The sequence below is a fragment of the Flavihumibacter solisilvae genome, assembly GCF_000814475.1.
GTDB classification, from domain to species: domain Bacteria; phylum Bacteroidota; class Bacteroidia; order Chitinophagales; family Chitinophagaceae; genus Flavihumibacter; species Flavihumibacter solisilvae.
On sequence record NZ_JSVC01000015.1, the window covers coordinates 244,758 to 266,047 of the forward strand.

Here is a 21,290-nt window from a genome sequence, read left to right on the forward strand (position 1 = left end):
TTTAATTTAAGAATACAGGTCGCCTCGCAGGTACTTCAACCCTGAGTCTATAATAATCGTTACTATTTTCTTTCCTGGTCCAATAATCCTCGCGCGTTGAATTGCGGCCCATACATTCGCGCCTGATGTCGTTCCGCCAAAGATCCCTTCCATCGTTGCCAATTTCCTGGCGGTTTCATAGGCGTCTTCATCCTTTACAGAAATTATTTCATCAGCCAGGTCGAGCCTGCAGATAGATGGGACAAAGCTTGACCCTATGCCCTCCAGTTTGTGCGTGCCGGTAGTATCGCCTCCTGACAGGGAACGCACAAAATAGGGTTCAATTGCAATGCAGCGGATGCCAGGGATTTCTTTCTTAAATACTTCTGAATTTCCTGAAAAGCTACCGCCCGTTCCTACGCCGGTGATGAATTCATCTATTTCCGTTCCCAATACATCCATGATCTCGCGGGCCATCGCATGATAGGCGTTCCGGTTGTCGGTATTGTTGAACTGGTCCGTCCAGAAAATGCCTGGTTGCGTACTGAGTTCCCTTGCCCGTGCGATCATCTGGTCAATAAGTTTTGCCGTAATGCCGTTCGCACCCGGGATTAGTTCCAGTGTTGCACCAAACAGTTTCATGGTCTGGAGTTTTTCCGGCGAAAAAGCGTCTGAACAAACCAGGTGTGCCTTATAACCCTTCTTTGCACATACCATCGCCAGCGAACCGCCGGTGCTGCCACCCGTGTATTCCAGCACCGTGCCACCCGGCTCCAGGTCGCCACGTCTTTCCGCTCCTTCGATCATGGACAATGCCATCCGGTCTTTCATGCTGCCGGTCGGGTTTGCGTTCTCGCACTTGACCCAGATCTCCGCACATCCGGGCTCAGATAATCGTTCTAACTTAACTAATGGTGTATTTCCTATTGCGTTCATAATTGTTTTGTCCCTGGTACAATAAAATTCCAGAAGCTGATCTTTCGACGCGTGGTAAATCCAAGCTTCCTGTAAAGATTTATCGCGCCGGTATTGGTTGCTGACACATGGAGGAAGGGAAGCTTGTCTCGCTGAAGGATATTGTTAACCGTGTGCGCGACAAGTTGTTTCGCATAGCCTTTCCCGGTATGGTCTGGATGTGTTACTACTGCGCTTACTTCAACTCCTTCATTTACCTGCATCCGCTCTCCTGTTACGGCTACCAGTTTATCATCGATAAATATACCGTAATAATTTCCCAGCTGTGAAGTTTTAATCCGGAAATAACCCGGTTGCACCAGGTTCACGAGGTCCCACAACAACTGTGCATGTTGCCGTGTTAACGGAACAATTATTTCAGCACTTTCTACATTGAGTGTTGTATTGATGACCATCTGCTCACAAACCAGTTCATTCTTCAGTTCCAGGCTGCCGGGGATAGATGGCTTTTCGCCTACGACAAAAAAGTTGTCGCAATGTGCAGCATATTTTTCAATTCCATCAGCAATGTTTTCGCGTTGCTCAAACCCACCAAATGGACAATAGTCCGGATGATAGAATTGAATGTTCCCGAAATCCATAGCATATTCACGGTGAGTTTCCTGCAGGGCATGCCAGACTGGGTTATCCAGCTTTTCGAGGTCACGGTTCATTCAATTACTTTTTTTCCTTCCTCGCCAAAGATATTCTTATCCCAGCCCCTCATTTCATAATACTTCGACCGCGGCTCGGCAGTCCACCCATTAATCCCTTTTTTCGGCAGCACTATCGCATGGATGTAAATCACCGGCAGCAATGACAATCCCAGTACAGCCAGGGCAACATTCCTGCCCGCAAATACGGACAGGCCCAGGATGACCGCCATGGTTACAATGTATTTAGCCAGCTTGCGCCACCATGGACTTCTTTCCTCAAAGTGCCCTAAGAAAATATGCCCGAGAAGAAAGAAGATCGTTACCACGGAAACTTCGAACCATAATGAATTGGTGTTCCACATAATAGCAGGTTTAGGTTGTTTACTTCGACTCCCTGATGATTTTATTGTATACCTCACGGGCATGGTTGTATGCTTTTTCAGCAGCAGCCCGTTCAACGGCACGGATATTATTCTGTTTGGAATTAATTGTCATTCCAGATATCATGGGTGGTCTTCCAGGTGCCGTCTGCTTGCTTTTTGAGGATATTGAGATATTTGGCTGTGGAGGTTATTGGTGCACCGCCTTTCTTCGGAACAAGAGTTACTTTGGCGAATCCCCGTCCATAAGCAAGCGACCCTGATACCTCCACTTCTTCATAATGGCTTTCCAGTTGAGTACTGTATTCATCGAAGATCGACTGGTAATAAGCCTGCACCGCGGCCTTACCAGTTTGTGCCGGCTTGCCTGGTGCCATCAGTTTGGCATCGTCGGTAAAATGAAATGCAATTCCTGAGGCATTGCCTTCATTGAAAGCCTTCGCCCTTGCGCTGCTGATCTCCGTGATGATCTTCTTCTCTTCATCCGGAGAAGTTGCAGGCGCAGTATTGCATGCAAACAGTAAAACGAGTATCCAAAGTCTGTGCATTGAATTTACGATTTGGTTAGCTTTAATTCCATCCATGGTAACCAGGTTTTGTTGTCGGCAGACTTTTCCCAGGTCGCGTGCATTTCGTGCTCATTAACAACGCTCAATGTTGCCCGCATTTTATCCCCGGTGATGTGTAACCGGCGTGTTTTGTCGAGCTGCCCATGCATCAATGTATAATTTCCCTGGTTGTCAAACGAATGCAATTTTACCGATTGGCCTGTTTTATCAAACTCACCAATAAATTCGACGGCTTCAACTTTTGTGTCACCCATTGTGACATCAACCTTGTGCACGATGAACTGGTTGTGTAAGACCCATTCGTAAGTATCCGTTCCACTGAACAGGGTAGCAGGAGTTTCGTCATCGGCTAAAACCCGGCCTTCCGTTTGCCAGGTTCCAAGCAGGAAATTTAACGAGGAGAGATCCATGCTATGCTTTTGCAGTTTCGCCCGATAATTGTGCCAGTTTGTTAGCGATGTGATCCATCACTTCCTTGAATTCCTTCTCAGGACTGAAATCAATCAGCTTGGTGTCCTTTTCGATTGTGCCAGTATGCCCCGGGGGCAGGTAGAAAACATCGCCTGTCGTATATCTTTCCGTGGTTCCATCATCATACTTCAATACCATTTCACCCTCCACGACATAGCCCCAATGTGGACAATGGCAACTGTCGTTTTTGAGTCCCTGCAGAAGCGGACCCATGTCAGTTCCTGCAGGTAGTTCATTGAACGCAACCGCCATTCCGCCATAACCGCCCATTGAGCGCATGATTGTGCCTGGTGCCTCCATTTTTACCGGAATGTCTTCTTTCCTGATCTTCATAACAATTCGTTTTAAAAATGATTTAATTGTCAAGAAATCTTTCAATCATGGGAACGAAGAAGGATTCATTATTTCCACCGGGTTGCAGGGTTGTGATCTCGCCCATGTAAGCGCCGTGGCCGCCGGGAATGATCGCGAGCCGGCTGCCCGGAATTAGCCTGTGCATTTCAACTGCGTGCTCCGGTGTCATCACATCCTGGTCGCCGATCACTACCAGGGTTTGTGCGGTTATTGATTTCAGTTGCTCATCACTGATGTCCTTGAAATCAACCATCCGCTTTGCGCATTTGTCGTGCATGGTTTGAAGATCGCCCGGGTTCAGGGCAACTTCGTTGTAAGCATCTTTGTATTGCTGCGGCATATGGTTGAGCGTTGCCTGTTTCATGAAATCCCAAAAGCCGCCAGGGATTCCATTGCGTTTACACAAAGCGGAGGCAGCAATGACCTTATCTACTATTACAGGGTGACGGATAGCCAGTTGTAACGCTGTAGTGCCACCGTTGCTGAATCCAAGTACCGATGCCTTTTGAATGCCGAGGTTTTGAAGCAAGGCAGCAACATCGTCAGCATCCTGCTCAAAGGAGATTTCTGAATCCCTGTCCCCGCTACGACCATGTGCCTGCAGTTCCACGCCGATAACCTGCCTGTGTTGTGCGAGTGCAGGAATGATGCGACCGAAGCTGGTCTGGATGGTCGAACCACCGCCATGAAGAAGCACGAGCGGCTTTCCTTCGCCATAGATCTCGTAGTACATTTTTAGATTGTTGGCGACTGAATAGCCGTTCCTGGACCAGGTGTTGGTACTTGTTGCATTCATAGATAAGTGAATAAGTCAATAAGTTAACGGTTAATTGGAATGCTTGTTTATGAATTCAAGAACAATTTTGTTATAGCCGGAAGGATTTTCTGCCTGGAGTCCATGGGAGCTGTTCGGCAAAATGATCAGCGATTTGTTTGTCAGGCAACGATCCAGTTCAGTGTTTATCGCTGAGAAGAAAGCAGGGGTACGCTCGCCCTGCAGGATCAATACCGGCACAGTTATTTTCTTGAGCTCATCACAGGTTAGTGCAGGGGAGAAGTCCTGCTTGTTGAGTATTCCCTGGTATTCAATCATGTTCATCTTCATCGAGGCCTGGTCCGCCGGCGGGATTTTTGAATAAAAAAGACTGTCACCGATGACGCCTGTAATGAAAACAGCCAAGGATCCTGACGTGTCGTTTTTGCCATACGATTCTTTTGCGCGGTTGAGCGTTCCATCAACAAACTGTTTGTAGATCGAGTCGCCGGTAGCTGTTAACTTCAGCAATGAAGTAACGGGTGGTTCGCCGAGGGTAAGACTGCTTACCAGCTCCGGGTGATTAATTGCTGTTGCCAGGATGGTGAATGCCCCGTAGGAATGTCCAGCCAGGTGAACCGGCCCAATGTTCAGTGCTTTGATAAATTCTGCCAGGTCGCTTGCATGTGGAACGATCGAGTAATCGGCAGCATCAGATACCCCCTGGTTGTTCGGGTAGGCATAACGGCGGCTATAAGCAATTACCCGGTGCTGCCGGGAAAAAGTGTCCATTTGCCCCTGCCACGCCCGGTAATCGCCAAGTGTACCATGAACAAAAATAATCGGGCTGCCCTGTCCCTGTTCGATATAGTGGATGCTGTCGCCGTTGATCCATACGCTTTTAACGGCAGTTGCGGGTCCTGGGAGTGTCGCGGTGGTTTTACTGCTGTCTTTACATGCTGGCTGGATGAACAGGAACAGCAGGATGGCAAGAAAAGTATATGACTTTTTCATGATGCAACAGTTTTGATTCCGGCCGGATCAGAGCTGGCTTTCAGCGGGTTGCATTTAAAGGTACGATTTAAGATAAAATGGCTAATGTTGCGTCCTTATGAACAGCGAAAAACTGACTCCGGAGATCCTGAAGACAAAGCAACATTTTGAGATTCTTGACGGACTCCGGGGTGTTGCCGCACTGGCGATCGTGGTATTTCATTATATGGAATGGGTGTTTACTGATTTCAGTAAGAACTTCATTGCGCATGGATTTCTCGCGGTTGACTTCTTCTTCTGTTTGTCGGGCTTTGTGATCGGTTACGCATACGACGACCGCATTTCAAAAATGGGACTGAAGGAATTCTTTAAGTCGAGGCTGATCCGGCTGCACCCGTTAGTGATACTTGGTTCAGTACTTGGACTCCTTGCATTGTTGGTCGATCCTTTCGCAGATCACGCTTCGCCCTACAGCGGGGGCAGCATTTTTCTCCTGTTCCTCACTTCTGTATTGTTGATTCCTTACCCGGTGATGACTGAACGTTCCTTTAACCTGTTCAGCCTGAATGCGCCGTCATGGTCCCTGTTCTGGGAATATGTGGCGAACATATTCTATGCGTTTGTACTTGTGCGGGTGAGTCGTAAAGTATTGATCGGTTTAACCCTGGTAGCCGCTGCAGCCTTATGCTACGTATCATTCCGTTCCGGAAACCTGTTGGGAGGATGGAGTAAAGATACCTTCTGGGATGGCGGGGCCCGCATTTCCTATTCTTTCATGGCCGGACTACTGATCTACCGCTCCAACTGGATCATCCGGAACAGGCTTGGGTTCATCGGTCTTTCCTTATTACTGACAGCTGCCTTCCTGGTGCCCTTCGGCAAATGGAGCTGGCTCACGGAAACTGCCACCGTATTGTTTTTCTTTCCACTGGTAGTTTCCCTCGGCGCCGGCTCGCTGCTTTCCCCGGCATTGAAGAAGGTCTGCAATTTCTCTGGCAGGATTTCCTATCCCTTATATATGACCCACTACGCCCTGATCTGGATGTTTGGTAATTATCTCGCTGCACATAAACCCGAGACTGGTGAACTGGCACTTGTAATCGTTTCCGGTACCTTGCTGATGATTATTGCTGCATGGTTGGTGATGAAATTTTATGACGAGCCGGTGAGGAAATTTTTGAATGCACGGCGGTAAATAGTGTTACCTGTTTTCCAGAAGCTTCCTGGCTACGCCAACGAAAATGTTCAAAATAAAAGCAAGTTGTCCAGCCAGGAAAAGGACAACTAACGACAACATGATTTTTGATTCCCTTGCCTTTACGGCTTGAAAATCTTCATATGAGAAATCTTCTTCTATAGAAGGGGTAAGTTTGTGACCCCAAAGATTTGACTGGAGAAATATAATCAGGATGAACAGGGTAACTAATATATGAAACCAGGCCAGGCTTCGCTTCCATAATGTATTACCCAGGAGTTCATAGGCGGTCCAGAGCAGTAAAAGGGCAGTTCCTATTGCCTGGATAAAAAGCGAATTTGAAATAATATAGTATGTATCGTACAGGTGGAAGTCAAAGCTTTTTTCAGAGTCGATGAACGAATAGGCGAATAGCAGAATTGCGGTAACTAAAAATAGCTTGTAGGGTTTGCCTGATATTTTTGAACTTAGGTTTGCCAGCATATTTTTTTGGTCTGCAATTCAGGTAGCATATCTACTATCACCTAATTTAATCGAAGTTTGCGATTATTGATATTTATTCAGTTATTGAGCCTGTATGAAGTCTTTGGTCTACCTGCTGTTTTTTCTTTGCCTGGTGAGTTGTTCATCCAGGAAGCAAATTGAATATCGCGTAGAACCACTGTTCTCATTACAACTCGATAGTACGCTGCTAAGCGTACAAACTATTGACTCGCAGCTGAACGTTCCATGGGAAATTACCTGGGGACCGGATAACCGGGTATGGTTCACGGAACAAAGCGGCACTGTCAGCAGGATTGACCCCGAATCCGGAAAGAAGCAGTTGTTGCTGACCATACCTGGAGTTCATCGCGAACGTACAATGGGATTGCTGGGAATGGCAGTACGCAAATTTGAAAACGGCGACATCTATGCGTACATGGATTACACCATAAAAAGGGATACCAGCATTCGTAGCAGGTTGGTCCGCTTCCGGTTGAATAATGACACCCTGGTCGATCCGAAACTTTTGCTGGAAATTCCGGGTGGCATTGGCCACAACGGCTCCCGGGTAGCATTTGCACCTGACGGCTCACTGCTTTGGTCAACCGGTGATATTTTCAACGGCAAAAACGCACAGGACAAAAACTCACTTAACGGCAAGATCCTCCGGTTCAATGCCGATGGCACAATTCCCGCCGATAACCCGATACCCGGCAGCCCCGTGTGGGCCTGGGGTTTCCGCAATATCCAGGGCATCGCATCAACTCTAAAGGGCAACATCTTTACCTCGGAACATGGTGACGCAACCGATGATGAAGTGAATCTTATCAGGCCAGGACAGAACTATGGCTGGCCGATCATCCAGGGCTATGCCGATCGGCCTGAAGAGAAAACAAACAACCCATTCCTCCCGCCTAAAAAATCCTGGACTCCAACCATTGCCCCTTCCGGGCTCGACTACTACCATTCAACCAGGATCCCGGAGTGGAACAACTGCCTGCTGCTTGCCAGCCTGAAAGATCAAAGTTTTCGCGTGCTCCAGCTCGATAGTGCCCAACAAGATATCGTCAAAGAACTGGTACTTCTTAAAGATGTGCTGGGACGCATACGCGATATCTGTGTTTCCCCTGGCGGTGATGTGTACCTGTCAACCAGCAACCGCGACTGGAACCCTTCCACCGGTTTTCCCAAACAACAGGACGATCGAATTATTAAACTTTCTGCAGCAGGGAAAGGCAAAGTCGCGGCAAAAACGATCACAACTTCGGCGCCGGCAGACCTTTACTCCATGTACTGCGCATCCTGCCACAAAGCAGACGGGGCGGGCCTTCCAGGTATTTACCCTGCACTGAAATCCAATGCCGTGGTGCTGGGAAATAAACAAACCCTGGTTCGTTTGATCCTTACCGGTAAAGGCCAGATGCCTGCATTTCATTTCCTCTCCGATAAAGAGCTGGCCACCATAATCAGCCAGGTCCGCCATTCCTGGAACAACCAGGCAACACCCATCACGCCGGAAGAAGTGAAGGAGGCACGGGTTAAATTTTGATTTTTGACTTTTAACTTTTGACTTCTGTTGCTATCTTGGCGCCTACAGCCCCCGAACCCAGATGCCCCGACTTAACTGCCCTTTCCGCGTACAGTACCTACTGTTATGTGCCTTTCTTTTGGTCTTGTCCGTACAGGCCCATAGCCAGTTGAAAGCGGATTTTACTATTGATAAAGCCGGCGGTTGCGCACCGCACGCAGTTATTTTCACCAATAAAACGACCGGTGGTTCCGGGTCAACAACTTATTCCTGGACTTTCGGTAACGGTAATACTTCCACGCTCACCAATCCGGGTGCCACCTATACCGAAGAGAAAGTATTTACAGTCACCCTTACGGCAAAGGACGGTGGACAGACAAGCACCAAATCACTCCAGGTTACGGTGTATAAGAAACCTACGGTCGACTTCACCACTGATGTCACCAAAGGTTGTGCTTCGCTCGCTGTTAAATTTACCAGCAGTTCCACATCCGGCGACGGTAACATTTCGAATTACGTGTGGGACTTCGGCGATGGCGGCCTCGAACAGGGAAGCCAGTACAAAACCATCTCCCATACTTATAACAATGCGCAGAAAGCATCGGTCAGCCTGACTGTTACTAACAGTAATGGCTGTTCGAAGACACTCGAGAAGCCTTCCCTCATTGAGATCATGCCCACCTTGCAGGCATCGTTAACGGCGATTACCCCTGCGGTCTGTAACCTGACCGATGCAGTAAGGCTCAGCAATACGAGTTCCGGTCCCGGAACCTTGACGTATAGCTGGGATATGGGCGATGGCAATACAGTCACCGACAAAGACCCTTCATACGTGTACAGCAAGAAGGGAAACTACCAGGTCAAACTCACCACAAAGAATGCTGACGGCTGCGTTTCGACCAGTCAGCCCACCACCATCAGCGTGGCGAACTTTACCACCGATTTTACCCTTCCCGCAACGATCTGCAATAACAATACAATCAGGATCACCAATAAAAGTTCACCGGAACCTCAATACAGCAACTGGATGGCGGATGATGGCTCCAGTACCTATTCGTACGGTGGCAGCGACGCCAACTTTACCTTTTACCAGACCGGCGCGCGCAAACTCACGCTTACTGCCAATTATGGAACCTGTACCCAAACCGTTACCAAAGATGTGGTAGTGAAAAAATCACCGCAGGTTAATGGCTTTGTTGCCGACATGAATGGTGTTTGCGGAGCACCGGTAAAGATCAACTTCCGCGATACAACTACGGGAGCCACCAAGTGGCAGTGGAGCTTCGACGGCGCTTCTGCAACGACAAAGGAACCTTCATATACATTCAACTCGGACGGAGTCAGGTGGATCACTCTCACAGTCACCAATGCGGATGGTTGCACTGGTAGTACCTCGCAGTATCTCAATATTTATAAACCCGAAGTCCGCATTATCCTCAGGTCGGGGAACAGCTCAGGTTGTATCGGCCTCACACCCGGGTTCACTACATACAGTTCAGAAGAGATCACCGATTTCAAATGGAACTTCGGCGATAACACAAATTCCAGCGAAGCCCAACCTGAGCATACTTACAACCGGGAAGGTAGTTTCAATGTTACCCTGAACTACACCACGAAAGGCGGATGTAAAGGCACCGCTACTTATCCCATTTATGTTTATAAAAGACCGGAAGCTGATTTTACCGCCACAAACACTACAGTATGTGGTAACACACCGGTCCAATTCCAGGATAAATCGAAGGGAGTTGTAACGCAGTGGCAATGGTTTTATGGTGACAATTTCTGGGGGCAGGACAACTGGTCAAATCCTGTGCACCAATACCAGCAGGACGGCGACTATACGGTGATGCTGGTTGCTTCCAATGGCAATTGCAGCGACACCATAACCAGGAGCAACTACATCAAAGTGATGCCCGGCTTCCCTAAGATCTCATCCTTCCAGAATACCTGTGAAAACACAAGAGGGGAAGTCACATTCACCCAGCAAAGCCGGCAGGCCGAGACCTGGACATGGGATTTTGGTGATGGTACACCAGCAGTAAAATTGCTCACTGAAGAATTAGCAATCAAACATACCTATACCAAAACCGGAAGCTTTAAAGCGGTTCTTACCATTACCAATGGTTCCTGCTCTGTCCGGGACTCCATCTTTGCATCCGTGTTGCTGAAACAGTCTCCGGTTTTGTCTTCCACCTCGTCGGAAATTTGTGCAAACGGGCAACTCAGCATCAAGGTAACCGGCATGGAGAACAACCCGTTGCCTTCCCCCTGGAATTATTACGGAACCCATTACTATGTAACAAAACTCCAGTATGGTGACGGTACCGATTATTCAGGATACAATCAACTACCTGAACAAACCTGGACCACTACTTTCAACGGTCGCTATGGCAGTTTTGATGCGTCGAAGGAAAACCTGCGCGTGATCATTACATCTTACAACTTTGGCTGCCCGGATACTACCAACCTGCTTCCATTGAAGATCCGCGGTCCCATAGCGGCATTTGATCTAAGCAAAGACAAGGTTTGTTACCAGTCGCCTGCAGAGTTTACAGAAGCTTCCGTTGCCCGGAATAATGTAGCCATTGTTAAATGGGAATGGATATTCGGGGATGGACAGTCGCAGGCTTTAAATGAAGGAAAACCCATTGAGCACAAGTATGCAACTCCAGGTAACTATTATGCACAGTTGAAGGTAACCGATGCAGAGGGTTGTTTTTCAAGCACAGACACGTATTCAAAACTGGTAAGTATTTATGGTCCCAAGGCAGACTTTTATTTCTCGCCGGAAAGGGTGATGCCAAACAACACCGTCTATTTTTATAACAACTCAAACAGCTTCCCTTATAATTGGCAAAACCAGTATACATGGACGTTTGATGACGGCACAACCAGCAATGACTCTTATGCCTACAAATTCTATGGTAATGTTGGTACGGATACAGTTAAGCTTAAAGTGAAAGATCCGGCGACAGGTTGCGTTGATTCAATAACAAAACTGGTGCACATCAAAGATGTAACCGCCGGCTTCACGTATACTACTTCCTATATAAATAATAATAGTTGTCCGCCCGTTGTAGCGCGGTTCACCAACACGTCAGATAATGCTGTTTCAATTGCATGGGATTTTGGAAATGGTAAGATCGCGGGCAATAACAATAACGTCTCGACCACCTACGAGAATCCCGGCATTTATAATGTTACACTATATGCATACGGGTTAAATGGCGCGGTGGATTCCATCAAAGTGCCTATCGAGATCAAAGGGCCATATGCGATCTTATCCGCTGATACATTATCCGGGTGTACTTCGCTTTCTGTTACATTAAGTGCCAAAGTGCGCAATGCAACTTCTTTCACCTGGGATTTTGGTGATGGTACGCTGTTGCAGACCACCGACACATTCTCTGTTCACAGTTACAAGACTGCAGGCATCTACCAGCCTGCGCTGATCCTGAAAGATGGTTCAGGGTGTGCGGGAACTTCACGCATCGATGATAAGATCGTGATCGACAGGCTTGAGGCAGTTTTTGATTTTTCACCCGGGCAGGTGTGTGATTCAGGGTGGGTGCATTTCAGTCCTGTTATTCAGAGTCTTGCTGCGGATGAGCTCCAGCTTACCCTTCAATATGAATGGTTGTCTGGATATAATGATGGTTCGTCGTTGGCTTCCCCTGATTTTTACTACAATACTGTCGGCGATTATACGACGAAGCTTAAAGTAACTTCTCCTTATGGCTGTGTGGCGGAAGTGGAAAAGCCTGTTAAGGTTGTACGCAAAACGAACGCGACGGTAGCTGGTCCACCGCAGGTTTGCGAATCTGGTTCAGTGATTTATACCGCAACTGCTGATGCCACGGGCGACCAGCAGTGGGCCTGGGATTTTGGGAATGGAAGTGTTTCTTCGCTGCAGGATCCTGCCGCCGTGCAATACCTGGTTGCAGGTTTGTATTCAGTTCGCACCATTCTTTCACAGAACGGTTGTTCGGATACTGCATTCACTGCCCTGCAGGTAAACCCGAGGCCGGTGACCAACCTGCAGCCGCAGCAACCTGCTATTTGCCTGGGTAACGCAGTGCAGCTGAATGCAGAAGGTGGTAACGTATATGCATGGACGCCGTCGACAGGTTTAAGCAGTACATCGTCTTCCAACCCGATGGCTTCACCGCAGTTCAGTACGAATTACTTTGTGACCGTGACCAACAGCTTCGGCTGTGTAAATACCGATTCAACTTTCGTAACAGTTGCCAGGCCGTTTGAGATTGCTGTTCCCGCTGATACTTTCCTGTGCCGCGGATTTTCCGTTCAGCTGCCGGTTAGCGGCGCGCATTCCTATAGCTGGATCCTCGGTGAAGGACTCAGTAACTCCACAAGCGACAAGCCCGTTGCCTCACCATCCGAGTCGGTTATTTACCGTGTTGTGGGTTACGATGCCTACCAATGCTTTTCAGATACAGCGGATATTGAAGTGGTGGTGCGTGATCTTCCCACTGTTGACGCTGGTAAGGATCTACAACTGTCAACCGGTGAAAAGGTCCAGCTTTTTGCTATCGGAAGCAGTGACGTGGTGAATTGGAACTGGACGCCACGTGGCAGTCTCGGTTGCACGAATTGCCCTTCGCCTGTTGCTGCTCCGCGCGACCATACCACTTATACAGTTACCGTGCGGAACCAGTATGGTTGTGAAGCGAAGGACGATGTAAGCATCCGGTTGGTTTGTTCAGAAAATGTTTCCATTCCCAACGCTTTTTCACCGAATTCCGATGGAAACAATGACCGCTTTAATATCCTTGGTCGCGGGATAAAAGAGGTTAAGAGCCTTAAGATTTATAGCAGGATGGGAGATGTCGTGTATGAGCGCAACAATTACCAGGTGGGCGACAGGCAGGCGGGCTGGGATGGAACCATTAAAGGTAACCCGGCACCTGGTGGCACCTATGTCTATTTTGTTGAATTGATCTGCGACAGCGGCGAGCTCTTCACCAGGAAAGGCACTTTGATCATTGTTCGTTGACTTTGTCAGATATTTGCGGCAAATTTATTTGCATGCGGATAGCGATTAATGGAATGGGAAGGATCGGGAGACTGCTATTCAGGAGACTGGTACATTATCCCGGGATCGAGCTCGTGGCGGTGAACGATATCATGCCGGCCGACAACCTGCTTTACCTGCTGAAGTACGATTCACTGTTCGGGCCTTTTGCCGGCGAGTTGACACTGGATGAAGGTTCACTCGTAACAGGAGATAAGATCGTCGCTACATTCCAGGAAGAAAATCCAGCCAATATCAACTGGGGTGGATGGAATGTGGATGTTGTGCTGGAATGTTCGGGACGTTACACCACGATGGCAGGCGCTTCCGAACACCTTAAGTCAGGCGCGCGCAAAGTCCTTCTCTCCACTACCGGCTCTCCGGATATTCCATTGTTGATTTACGGTTTCAACCAGCACCAGCTGAAAGACAACATTGATATCGTTTCACCTGGCGGATGCATGACCAATTGCTCTACACATATCATTTACCTCCTGCAGTCGATTGGTATAGAATCGGTTCATTTTAATATCCTGCATTCCTACACTTCCCGCCAGGAGCTTGTCGATACTTCCCACAAACAGTTCCGTCGCGGTCGTGCTGCTGCCGAGTCGATAATTCCGGTGGAAATAGACCTTGTACACTCCCTGGAGCGGTTGTTTCCGCTGAAAGATAAAATCGGAACGCTTTCGATTCGGGTACCGGTTACCAATGGTGCGCTGGTCGACGTGACGGCCCAGATGTCGATGAACACGACTGCGGCCGAGATTAACCAGTTGTTCAAGAATGCCGCTTCGTCGACCTTCCGTGAAGTGCTGGCTTATACTGAAGATCCACTGGTGTCTGCAGATATTAAAGGCAACACGCACTCTGCCATAATAGACGGCAGTCTCACTTCGGTTGTCGGTCGCCAGGTTAAACTGATTGCCTGGTTCGATAACGAATACGGGTACACAAGTCGCATGATCGACTGGCTGAACTACTGGAAACCCATCCTAAAATAGGGTGTTTACACGGTCCTTCACCCGACGGGTGAGACCCGACGGGTGGTTCCCGACGGGTGAGTAAATTTGCAGTATGACTCCGCAAACGGGCAAAATGGTGATTGTGGTGGGGCTGCTGATTGCGCTCGCAGGAATCGTCATTTATTTCTTCCATGACAAGCTGCACTGGATCGGAAGGCTGCCTGGTGATATTCGCGTAGAGCGCGAGAATTTCCGATTTTATTTTCCTTTGACAACGATGATCATCTTCAGTGTCATCATTACAATCATTATCAGGTTGATCAACCGTTTGTGGTAACCTCGTTGCCTGGGAGGATTAACTTTCCCGGGTAGGGTTTGTTGTTTTCTTTGGCTGCTTTAGCCTGTTGAAAATAAAGACTGACCAAGGAAGTATACAATTTATTGCGCGTGACATTGAGCTTTAGCAGTGCGGCGTCTCTTCGTGCCGGATCTTTTATAAGGGCCTTGGCGCAATTGTTGGCCATTTTCATGACCATGTTGTTCTCCAATTGATTTGGTGTGCGCTCTTTGCGCTTGTTCTTTTTCGGAAGCCGGCAGATTACGCTTTTATCACCATAACGCTTCAAAACAAATTGGTTATTGATTTTGCCCGTGTAATCCTTGAAAAGTGCGGTTTTACTTGATGCTGCCATATGCGGGATATTAGGTTAGCAATTAAAAATATATAAAAAAAGTGTTATTTCAACTACTTGATAGATTATTAATTGGGCATTAGAAGGATATTAATAGGCATTTAACCCTATCAAAACCCTACTAAAACCCTATCAAAACCCTATCAAAACCCTATCAACTTATACAGAATTTGCTTAATTAAGGCTATGGTGCCAGCCTGGAAATACTGGTTTTCATCGTCGGCCGAAGCTGGACAGAACCTGCCTGGAATGTCCTCCTCAGCTAAACCAATACCCCGATCGGCTAATTATTAAACAAATGTTTGATTAATTTAAACGATCGTTTAGTTTTGGGTTGCAAATGGAAAATAACAGCACTAAAGAGACCAGGTATAACGAGAAGCAGGTCGCCATTCTCGCGGCGACGGAAAAACTGCTTTCGGAAAAGGGTTATGCCGCTACCTCCGTAAGGGAGATAGCTGCTGCATCCCATGTTAACGTGGCTATGATCTCCTACTATTTCGGCTCCAAGGAAAAGCTGCTCGAAGCGCTTTTCGTTCAGCGGATGGAAGCAGGGCAGGTTTTGTTGCAGGGACTGCTCGAAAACAAGACCCTGACGCCATTACAGAAGCTCGAGATCCTTGTGAACAACTACGTCGATAAAATGGTAGCCAACCCCAGCTTTTACCAGATCCTGTCCCGGGAAACGGCCGTAAAGGAAGTGAAGGAAATCAGCAAGCTTATTTCCGAAACGAAAAAGCGGAACCTTGAACTGATGAACCTGTTGATCGCGCAGGGGCAGGAGCAGGGAGAGTTCGTGTCTTCAATAGACGTGCACCTGATGATGCACACTTTATTCGGAACACTCATCAGCGTAGCTACCAATTGTGATACAGTACGCAGTTCATACGGCAAAGCCGGGCAGAAGGACGAGGTCTTCTGGAAAAAGATCGGCGACGACCTGAAGCGTCATATGCTGCACCTGATTTATTCAGCCCTGACCCGTAAGGAACCTATTCCACAACAAGAACTGATCAACAGCAAAAAATGAAATCAATTATATTAAAGCGAATTTTATTCCTGTCTCTTTTATTCAATGGCATATTCGTACAAGCACAGGGTCCTTCCATGGTATCACCACAGTTGCTGTCGAAGGATTCCATGCCGCTTGGTCTCACACAGGCAGTTGAACTCGGCCTCCAGTCAAGCAAACAGCTAAGGCTTGCCAGCGCTAAGATCGATGAAGCAAACGCCCTGCTGCAACAGGCAAAAGATGGCCGGCTTCCCGATGCGGCAGTCAGCGGTTCTGCCCTCTGGCTTGCGAAGCCGACAATCGACATGAAAACGAAAGGGAGCAATGGGAGCGGAAACGGTAACGCCCAGGAGCCGGTAAACGTGAACAAAGCTATCTATGGCATGCTTAATGTAAGCCAACCCGTATTTGCCGGTTACCGGATCAAATCAGGTATCGAAAGCGCCCGTTTTCTCTCAGAAGCTGCAAAGCTCGATGCTGCCAATGATACGGATGGCATTATCCAGAACACCATTGCCGCATATTATAATCTTTACAAGGCAGATGCGGCTATTACCGTAGTGGAAAAGAACCTGGAAGAATCGCAGGAGCGGGTGAAGGATTTCAGGAATATGGAGAAGAACGGCCTGCTTGCCCGCAACGACCTGCTCAAAGCCGAACTGGAAGCATCCAATCTCCAGCTTGCGTTACTTGAAGCGCAGAAAGACCGGGACCTCGCCAATGTTAATTTAGATGTTCAACTCGGACTACCGTCCGGCACGATAATAAAACCTATTGAAAAACCTGCTGCCCTGGCCGCAGGCAAATCATTGGAAGAATGGGAATCACTCAGCCTTACGCACCGGAAGGATGTTGCGGCTGTCCGTGAGCGTGAGAAGGCTTCCGCTTCGCAGATCAAACAATCAAAATCTGATTACTATCCTTCCGTTTCCGTAACCGCAGGATATTTCGCAGCAGACATTCCCGGTTTCCTGACCATCACAAATGCGGTAAATGCCGGTGCAGGCATCCATTACAGTATTTCCTCACTTTGGAAGACCAAATCGAAGGTGGCGGCTGCTGAAGCGCGGAGACAGCAGGTGCAGGTGATGGGCGCGCAACTGAACGACCAGGTTCGACTGCAATTGAACCACGATTACCAGGAAGCGATTCTCTCAGGAAAAAAGATCGCAGTTCTTGAGCAGGCAGTGGAACAGTCGAATGAGAACTATCGTATTGTTCATAACAAGTTCAGCAATAGTCTTGCAACGACAACCGACCTGCTCGATGCCAACGTTGCACGCCTTCGCGCCAACCTCGAGTATGAAATGGCCAAAGCCGACGCTGCCATCAGCTATTACAACCTCGAAAGAACAGCAGGAGTAATAACCGATCACTTCCGGTCAACCCCATAACCCATTCACTTATTCACCTATTGACTTATTCACTTATCGACCAATCATGGAACAACCTACAAATAAAAAGAAACTGAATCTCCGCTTTATCATTGTTTTTGCAGCACTCGTACTGGGCGGTGGTGCTTTTGGATTAACCAAATATATCCACGCCCAACACCACGAAGAAACCGATGATGCGCAGGTGGAAGCAGATATTACTCCAGTTATTCCCCGCGTTAGCGGCTATGTGACTGAAGTGCGCGTAAAAGACAACCAGCCCGTGAAGAAAGGCGATACCCTGGTGATCCTCGACGACCGCGACTTCAAAATCAAACTGGAGCAGGCTGAAGCTGCTATCCTTTCTGCAGAGCAATCTCTCGACCAGGCACAGGCAAGCACGGTAGCTTCACAGGCGAATGTGGCAACAGTGCAGGCTAATGTGGCTACTATCGATGCGCAGATCGAAGCGGCAAGGGTAAACGTTTGGCGCGCTACGGAAGATTACAAGCGCTACCAGAACCTGATCGCTGATCATAGCATCACGCAACAGCAGTTTGAACAGGCTGATGCAGCGCGTCAAACCGCTGAGAAGCAACTGAAAGTACTGGAAGAGCAGAAGAAAGCTGCGATTCGTCAGACCCAGGCAACTGCTTCGCAAAGTCATGCCACTTCAAAGCAGGTGAATGTTTCCAATGCGAATGTCCGCCAGAAGAAGGCAGACCGCGATAATGCGGAGCTCAACTTATCGTATACTGTTATTACCGCTGCGCAGGATGGAATGGTGTCGAAAGTAAACGTACACGTCGGACAATTTGTGCTGGCCGGTCAGTCATTGTTTTCACTGGTACAAGGCACAACGCCGTGGGTGATCGCCAACTTCAAGGAAACGCAGATCAATAAAATGGTAGAGGGACAAAAAGTAGTCATTTTTATCGATGCCTTCCCGGGCCGTGAGTTCGAAGGAAAAGTAACTTCTTTCTCGCCGGCAACTGGTTCAAGGTTCTCCCTCCTGCCACCCGATAATTCAAGCGGCAACTTCGTAAAAGTAGTACAGCGCCTGCCGGTTAAAATCGAATTCACTACGGGTAAGGAAGTCCTCGCCAGGTTACGTCCGGGTATGAATGTCTTTGTTGATGTTCATCTCGATGAAGTAAACTAATCACAACGCATGCAACAGGAATCATTGATCGAATATGGAAGCCGGCGGGTAGTCATTACCATCACGGCCATTATGTGTGCGCTCCTCGAGATCGTGGATACCACGATCGTTAACGTTGCCCTCAACGATATGAAGGGGAACCTCGGGGCAACGCTGAGCGAGGTAAGCTGGGTGATCACCGCCTACGCGATCGGGAACGTGATCGTGGTTCCGATGACCAGCTGGTTTTCGCAGCAGTTCGGCCGGCGGAACTATTATGCCGCGTCGGTGATCATCTTTACCATCTGTTCTTTCCTCTGCGGTAATGCCACCAATATCTGGGAACTGGTGTTCTTCCGCTTTGTGCAGGGACTCGGTGGCGGTGCATTGCTGGTAACTTCACAAACCATCATCACAGAAAGTTATCCGCCTGAAAAGCGCGGGATGGCGCAGGCTATTTATGGACTGGGTGTGATCATCGGGCCAACTTTGGGTCCGCCGCTCGGAGGTTATATCGTTACCAATTTCTCCTGGCCGTATATCTTCTACATCAATATCCCGATCGGCATAATTGCTGCACTCTTCATTTTTGAGTTTGTTCGTAGTCCGAAGTATGCTGAGAAGAAATCAGCATCGCAGATCGATTACCTCGGTATCGTGCTGCTGATGGCATTTGTGGGTTCGCTTCAATATGTACTGGAGCGTGGACAGGAAGAAGACTGGTTCAACAATACGTCTATCGTTATCATGACGATTGTGGCAGTGTTCGGGTTCTTCTTTTTCATCTGGCGCGAACTTACCTATGATAATCCAATCGTGGAATTGCGCGTGCTGAAAAATGGCAACCTGCGCATCGGCACGATCCTGTCGTTTATCATGGGCTTCGGGCTCTATGGATCTACGTTTATTGTTCCGCTTTACACCCAGAGTACGCTGGGGTGGACCGCCCAGCAGGCGGGAATGCTGATGGTGCCTGCGGCGCTCACCACCGCTTTCATGATGCCGATAATAGGTCGCCTGCTGCAGAAAGGAGTCAGCCAGCCACTGCTGGTTGCCTGTGGCATGTTTCTCTTTTTCGTATACAGTTTCTGGGGATATAAGATCCTTACACCAGATACTGCCGAGGATAATTTCTTCTGGATGCTGATCGTCCGCGGTATCGGGATGGGGATGCTTTTCATCCCTATCACAACCATGTCGCTGTCCACCCTCAAAGGCCAGCAGATAGGGCAGGGAGCCGCCTTCACGGGTATGATGCGGCAGTTGGGTGGTTCCTTCGGGATCGCGCTGATCACGACTTTCATGTCGCGCCAGGGACAATCATACCGCGCCAACCTGATCGAAAACTACACCGCCGATAACCCGCTTTACCAGCAGAAGCTGAATGGACTGATTAGCAAATTCTCCATGAGCGGAATGCCCCACGACCAGGCGGTTGGTAGTGCGAACAAGATGATGGAGCTGTCGGTACTCAAGCAGGCGAGTGTGCTTTCGTATATGGATGTGTTCCTGTACCTTGGGTTGTTGTTCCTGATCTGCGTTCCCTTTGTGCTGATGATTCGCACCAAGAAGGCCAGTAAGGAAGATCTCGCTGCAGCTGCGGGTGGACACTAAAATTGGTATTTGGCTGTAACCTTCTGCCGGGTCAGTCCGTCTAACGGGAAGCAATAGTTTTCATATGAAAAAAACCGCCGCAGTCGCCATTGTTTTCCTTATACAGATCAACTGTCTTTTCGCTCAATCGTCACCGGCTGCCCGGTTTATTGATTCATTTGCGAACAAAAACATTTTCAATGGAACGGTGCTGATTGAACAGAAGGGCAAAATAACGTATAACAAGAGTTTCGGTTACGCCAACTTCCAGTTTAAAGTTCCCAATACGCTTGAAACGAAATATAAGATCGCTTCTATAACAAAATTGTTTACGTCTGTCCTGGTGATGCAATTATCTGAGCAGGGAAAACTTGATATCAATAAGACAATCGGTAACTATTTACCGGGTTATAAGGGCGAAGGAGTTGATAAGGTGACGGTACACCAGCTATTGAACCACACTTCGGGGATAGCCAATATGGATACCGTAACGTCTGTAGAAAGCGCTTTGAAAAATGGTTTACCGGTTTACCAGCAACCAATAACCAGTGAAGAATTGCTGACCCGGTTCTGCAGCGGCAGGCTTGTAAATACACCCGGTAAAGCTTTTGACTATAATAATGCGGAGTATATTATACTGGGGAAGATCATAGAGAAAATTTCCGGCAAGCCCTATGAACAGGTTGTAAAGGAAAATATTCTGCAGCCATTGCAAATGAAAAACTCAGGGCCTTTATACCAGCATGAGATAACGGCGGGGCTGGCTGACACTTACTTCTACCGCGACGACATCAAAAAACTGGTGCCCGATCTTCCGGTTTATTCGGAGAACTGGTATGCGGCAGGTTCGATGTACTCAACCGTAAACGATCTTTCGTTGTTCACCCGGGCACTTTTCGGGCTTAAGCTGTTAAAGCAGGAATCGCTGGATAAAATGTTTGTTTCCGGCCTTGGCGAGTATGGCTATGGCGTATGGGTGTACGAAAATTACGGGATCAATAATAAGATGTACAAGATAATAAAGAGGCCCGGGCAAATTATGGGCGCCCAGGGAATGTTATTTCATATTCTCGAAGACGGTTCCACTATTATTATCCTCAGCAATACGGGTACGACAAGCCTCGATGATTTCGCTGCAGAAATAGCTGTGAAGATTGTGCGATAGA

The 21,290-nt window shown here is 48.2% G+C and carries 20 protein-coding genes; 10 read left to right on the top strand and 10 right to left on the bottom strand.

Going from position 1 to position 21,290, the window contains the following annotated elements:
- Positions 1–6: 6 nt before the first annotated feature.
- From OI18_RS13830 to OI18_RS23835, 8 genes are all read right to left on the bottom strand, one after another.
- Positions 7–915, bottom strand: coding sequence for a PLP-dependent cysteine synthase family protein (locus tag OI18_RS13830; protein WP_039140652.1), 909 nt, complete (start codon positions 913–915; stop codon positions 7–9).
- Positions 912–1,607 (bottom strand): GNAT family N-acetyltransferase, encoded by a 696-nt coding sequence (locus OI18_RS13835; RefSeq protein ID WP_039140654.1) that lies wholly within the window; start codon positions 1,605–1,607, stop codon positions 912–914. Before OI18_RS13835 ends, OI18_RS13830 begins: the two co-directional genes overlap by 4 nt.
- Positions 1,604–1,951 (bottom strand): hypothetical protein, encoded by a 348-nt coding sequence (locus OI18_RS13840; RefSeq protein WP_039140655.1) that lies wholly within the window; start codon positions 1,949–1,951, stop codon positions 1,604–1,606. Before OI18_RS13840 ends, OI18_RS13835 begins: the two co-directional genes overlap by 4 nt.
- Before the next feature lie 122 nt (positions 1,952–2,073).
- A complete protein-coding gene (locus OI18_RS13845) occupies positions 2,074–2,517 on the bottom strand; it encodes a YybH family protein (RefSeq protein WP_039140656.1) in 444 nt (147 codons plus the stop codon).
- Positions 2,518–2,522: 5 nt separating this feature from the next.
- The gene (locus OI18_RS13850; RefSeq protein WP_039140658.1) at positions 2,523–2,948 is read right to left on the bottom strand and encodes a DUF1579 family protein; all 426 of its coding nucleotides are present in this window, start codon (positions 2,946–2,948) and stop codon (positions 2,523–2,525) included.
- A gap of 1 nt (position 2,949) precedes the next feature.
- Positions 2,950–3,342 carry a cupin domain-containing protein gene (locus tag OI18_RS13855; RefSeq protein WP_039140660.1) on the bottom strand — a complete coding sequence of 131 codons (393 nt, stop codon included), beginning with the start codon at positions 3,340–3,342 and terminating at the stop codon, positions 2,950–2,952.
- 22 nt (positions 3,343–3,364) lie between these two features.
- Positions 3,365–4,159 carry an alpha/beta fold hydrolase gene (locus OI18_RS13860; RefSeq protein WP_039140662.1) on the bottom strand — a complete coding sequence of 265 codons (795 nt, stop codon included), beginning with the start codon at positions 4,157–4,159 and terminating at the stop codon, positions 3,365–3,367.
- Between the two features lie 30 nt (positions 4,160–4,189).
- Positions 4,190–5,131, bottom strand: a complete 942-nt coding sequence (locus tag OI18_RS23835) for an alpha/beta fold hydrolase (protein WP_052273219.1) — start codon at positions 5,129–5,131, stop codon at positions 4,190–4,192.
- A 97-nt stretch (positions 5,132–5,228) separates the two neighbouring features.
- On the opposite strand from OI18_RS23835, the gene OI18_RS13870 reads away from it, so the two are divergent.
- The gene (locus OI18_RS13870) at positions 5,229–6,305 is read left to right on the top strand and encodes an acyltransferase family protein (protein ID WP_039140665.1); all 1,077 of its coding nucleotides are present in this window, start codon (positions 5,229–5,231) and stop codon (positions 6,303–6,305) included.
- A 6-nt stretch (positions 6,306–6,311) separates the two neighbouring features.
- On the opposite strand, the gene OI18_RS13875 is transcribed toward OI18_RS13870, so the two are convergent.
- Positions 6,312–6,788 (bottom strand): hypothetical protein, encoded by a 477-nt coding sequence (locus tag OI18_RS13875; RefSeq protein WP_039140667.1) that lies wholly within the window; start codon positions 6,786–6,788, stop codon positions 6,312–6,314.
- 94 nt (positions 6,789–6,882) lie between these two features.
- Here OI18_RS13875 and OI18_RS13880 point away from each other — a divergent pair, with 94 nt between their 5' ends.
- The 4 genes from OI18_RS13880 to OI18_RS13895 all read left to right on the top strand — a co-directional run bounded on the left by OI18_RS13880 (position 6,883) and on the right by OI18_RS13895 (position 14,650).
- Positions 6,883–8,337 carry a PQQ-dependent sugar dehydrogenase gene (locus OI18_RS13880; RefSeq protein WP_039140669.1) on the top strand — a complete coding sequence of 485 codons (1,455 nt, stop codon included), beginning with the start codon at positions 6,883–6,885 and terminating at the stop codon, positions 8,335–8,337.
- A 124-nt stretch (positions 8,338–8,461) separates the two neighbouring features.
- Positions 8,462–13,330: a PKD domain-containing protein gene (locus OI18_RS13885; RefSeq protein ID WP_160290240.1), complete on the top strand. Its 4,869-nt coding sequence runs from the start codon at positions 8,462–8,464 to the stop codon at positions 13,328–13,330.
- A 32-nt stretch (positions 13,331–13,362) separates the two neighbouring features.
- On the top strand, positions 13,363–14,352 hold the full coding sequence (locus OI18_RS13890) for a type I glyceraldehyde-3-phosphate dehydrogenase (RefSeq protein WP_039140674.1): 990 nt from the start codon (positions 13,363–13,365) through the stop codon (positions 14,350–14,352).
- Positions 14,353–14,425: 73 nt separating this feature from the next.
- Complete coding sequence (locus OI18_RS13895; RefSeq protein ID WP_039140677.1) at positions 14,426–14,650, top strand: DUF2905 domain-containing protein; 225 nt, start codon at positions 14,426–14,428, stop codon at positions 14,648–14,650.
- On the opposite strand, the gene OI18_RS13900 is transcribed toward OI18_RS13895, so the two are convergent.
- Positions 14,634–15,005: a hypothetical protein gene (locus tag OI18_RS13900; RefSeq protein ID WP_039140678.1), complete on the bottom strand. Its 372-nt coding sequence runs from the start codon at positions 15,003–15,005 to the stop codon at positions 14,634–14,636. The two genes, OI18_RS13895 and OI18_RS13900, sit on opposite strands and share 17 nt — an antisense overlap.
- 340 nt (positions 15,006–15,345) lie before the next feature.
- Between OI18_RS13900 and OI18_RS13905 the strand changes: the two genes are divergently transcribed.
- The 5 genes from OI18_RS13905 (at position 15,346) to OI18_RS13925 (ending at position 21,289) form a co-directional block, all read left to right on the top strand.
- Positions 15,346–16,035, top strand: coding sequence for a TetR/AcrR family transcriptional regulator (locus OI18_RS13905; protein WP_052273220.1), 690 nt, complete (start codon positions 15,346–15,348; stop codon positions 16,033–16,035).
- Entirely contained in the window at positions 16,032–17,411 is a 1,380-nt protein-coding gene (locus OI18_RS13910) for a TolC family protein (RefSeq protein WP_052273221.1), read from the top strand. Before OI18_RS13905 ends, OI18_RS13910 begins: the two co-directional genes overlap by 4 nt.
- 46 nt (positions 17,412–17,457) lie before the next feature.
- Positions 17,458–18,552 carry an HlyD family secretion protein gene (locus tag OI18_RS13915; RefSeq protein WP_039140681.1) on the top strand — a complete coding sequence of 365 codons (1,095 nt, stop codon included), beginning with the start codon at positions 17,458–17,460 and terminating at the stop codon, positions 18,550–18,552.
- Positions 18,553–18,561: 9 nt separating this feature from the next.
- The gene (locus tag OI18_RS13920) at positions 18,562–20,145 is read left to right on the top strand and encodes a DHA2 family efflux MFS transporter permease subunit (RefSeq protein ID WP_039140684.1); all 1,584 of its coding nucleotides are present in this window, start codon (positions 18,562–18,564) and stop codon (positions 20,143–20,145) included.
- Between the two features lie 64 nt (positions 20,146–20,209).
- The gene (locus OI18_RS13925; RefSeq protein ID WP_039140687.1) at positions 20,210–21,289 is read left to right on the top strand and encodes a serine hydrolase domain-containing protein; all 1,080 of its coding nucleotides are present in this window, start codon (positions 20,210–20,212) and stop codon (positions 21,287–21,289) included.
- The last annotated feature ends 1 nt before the right edge of the window (position 21,290 follow it).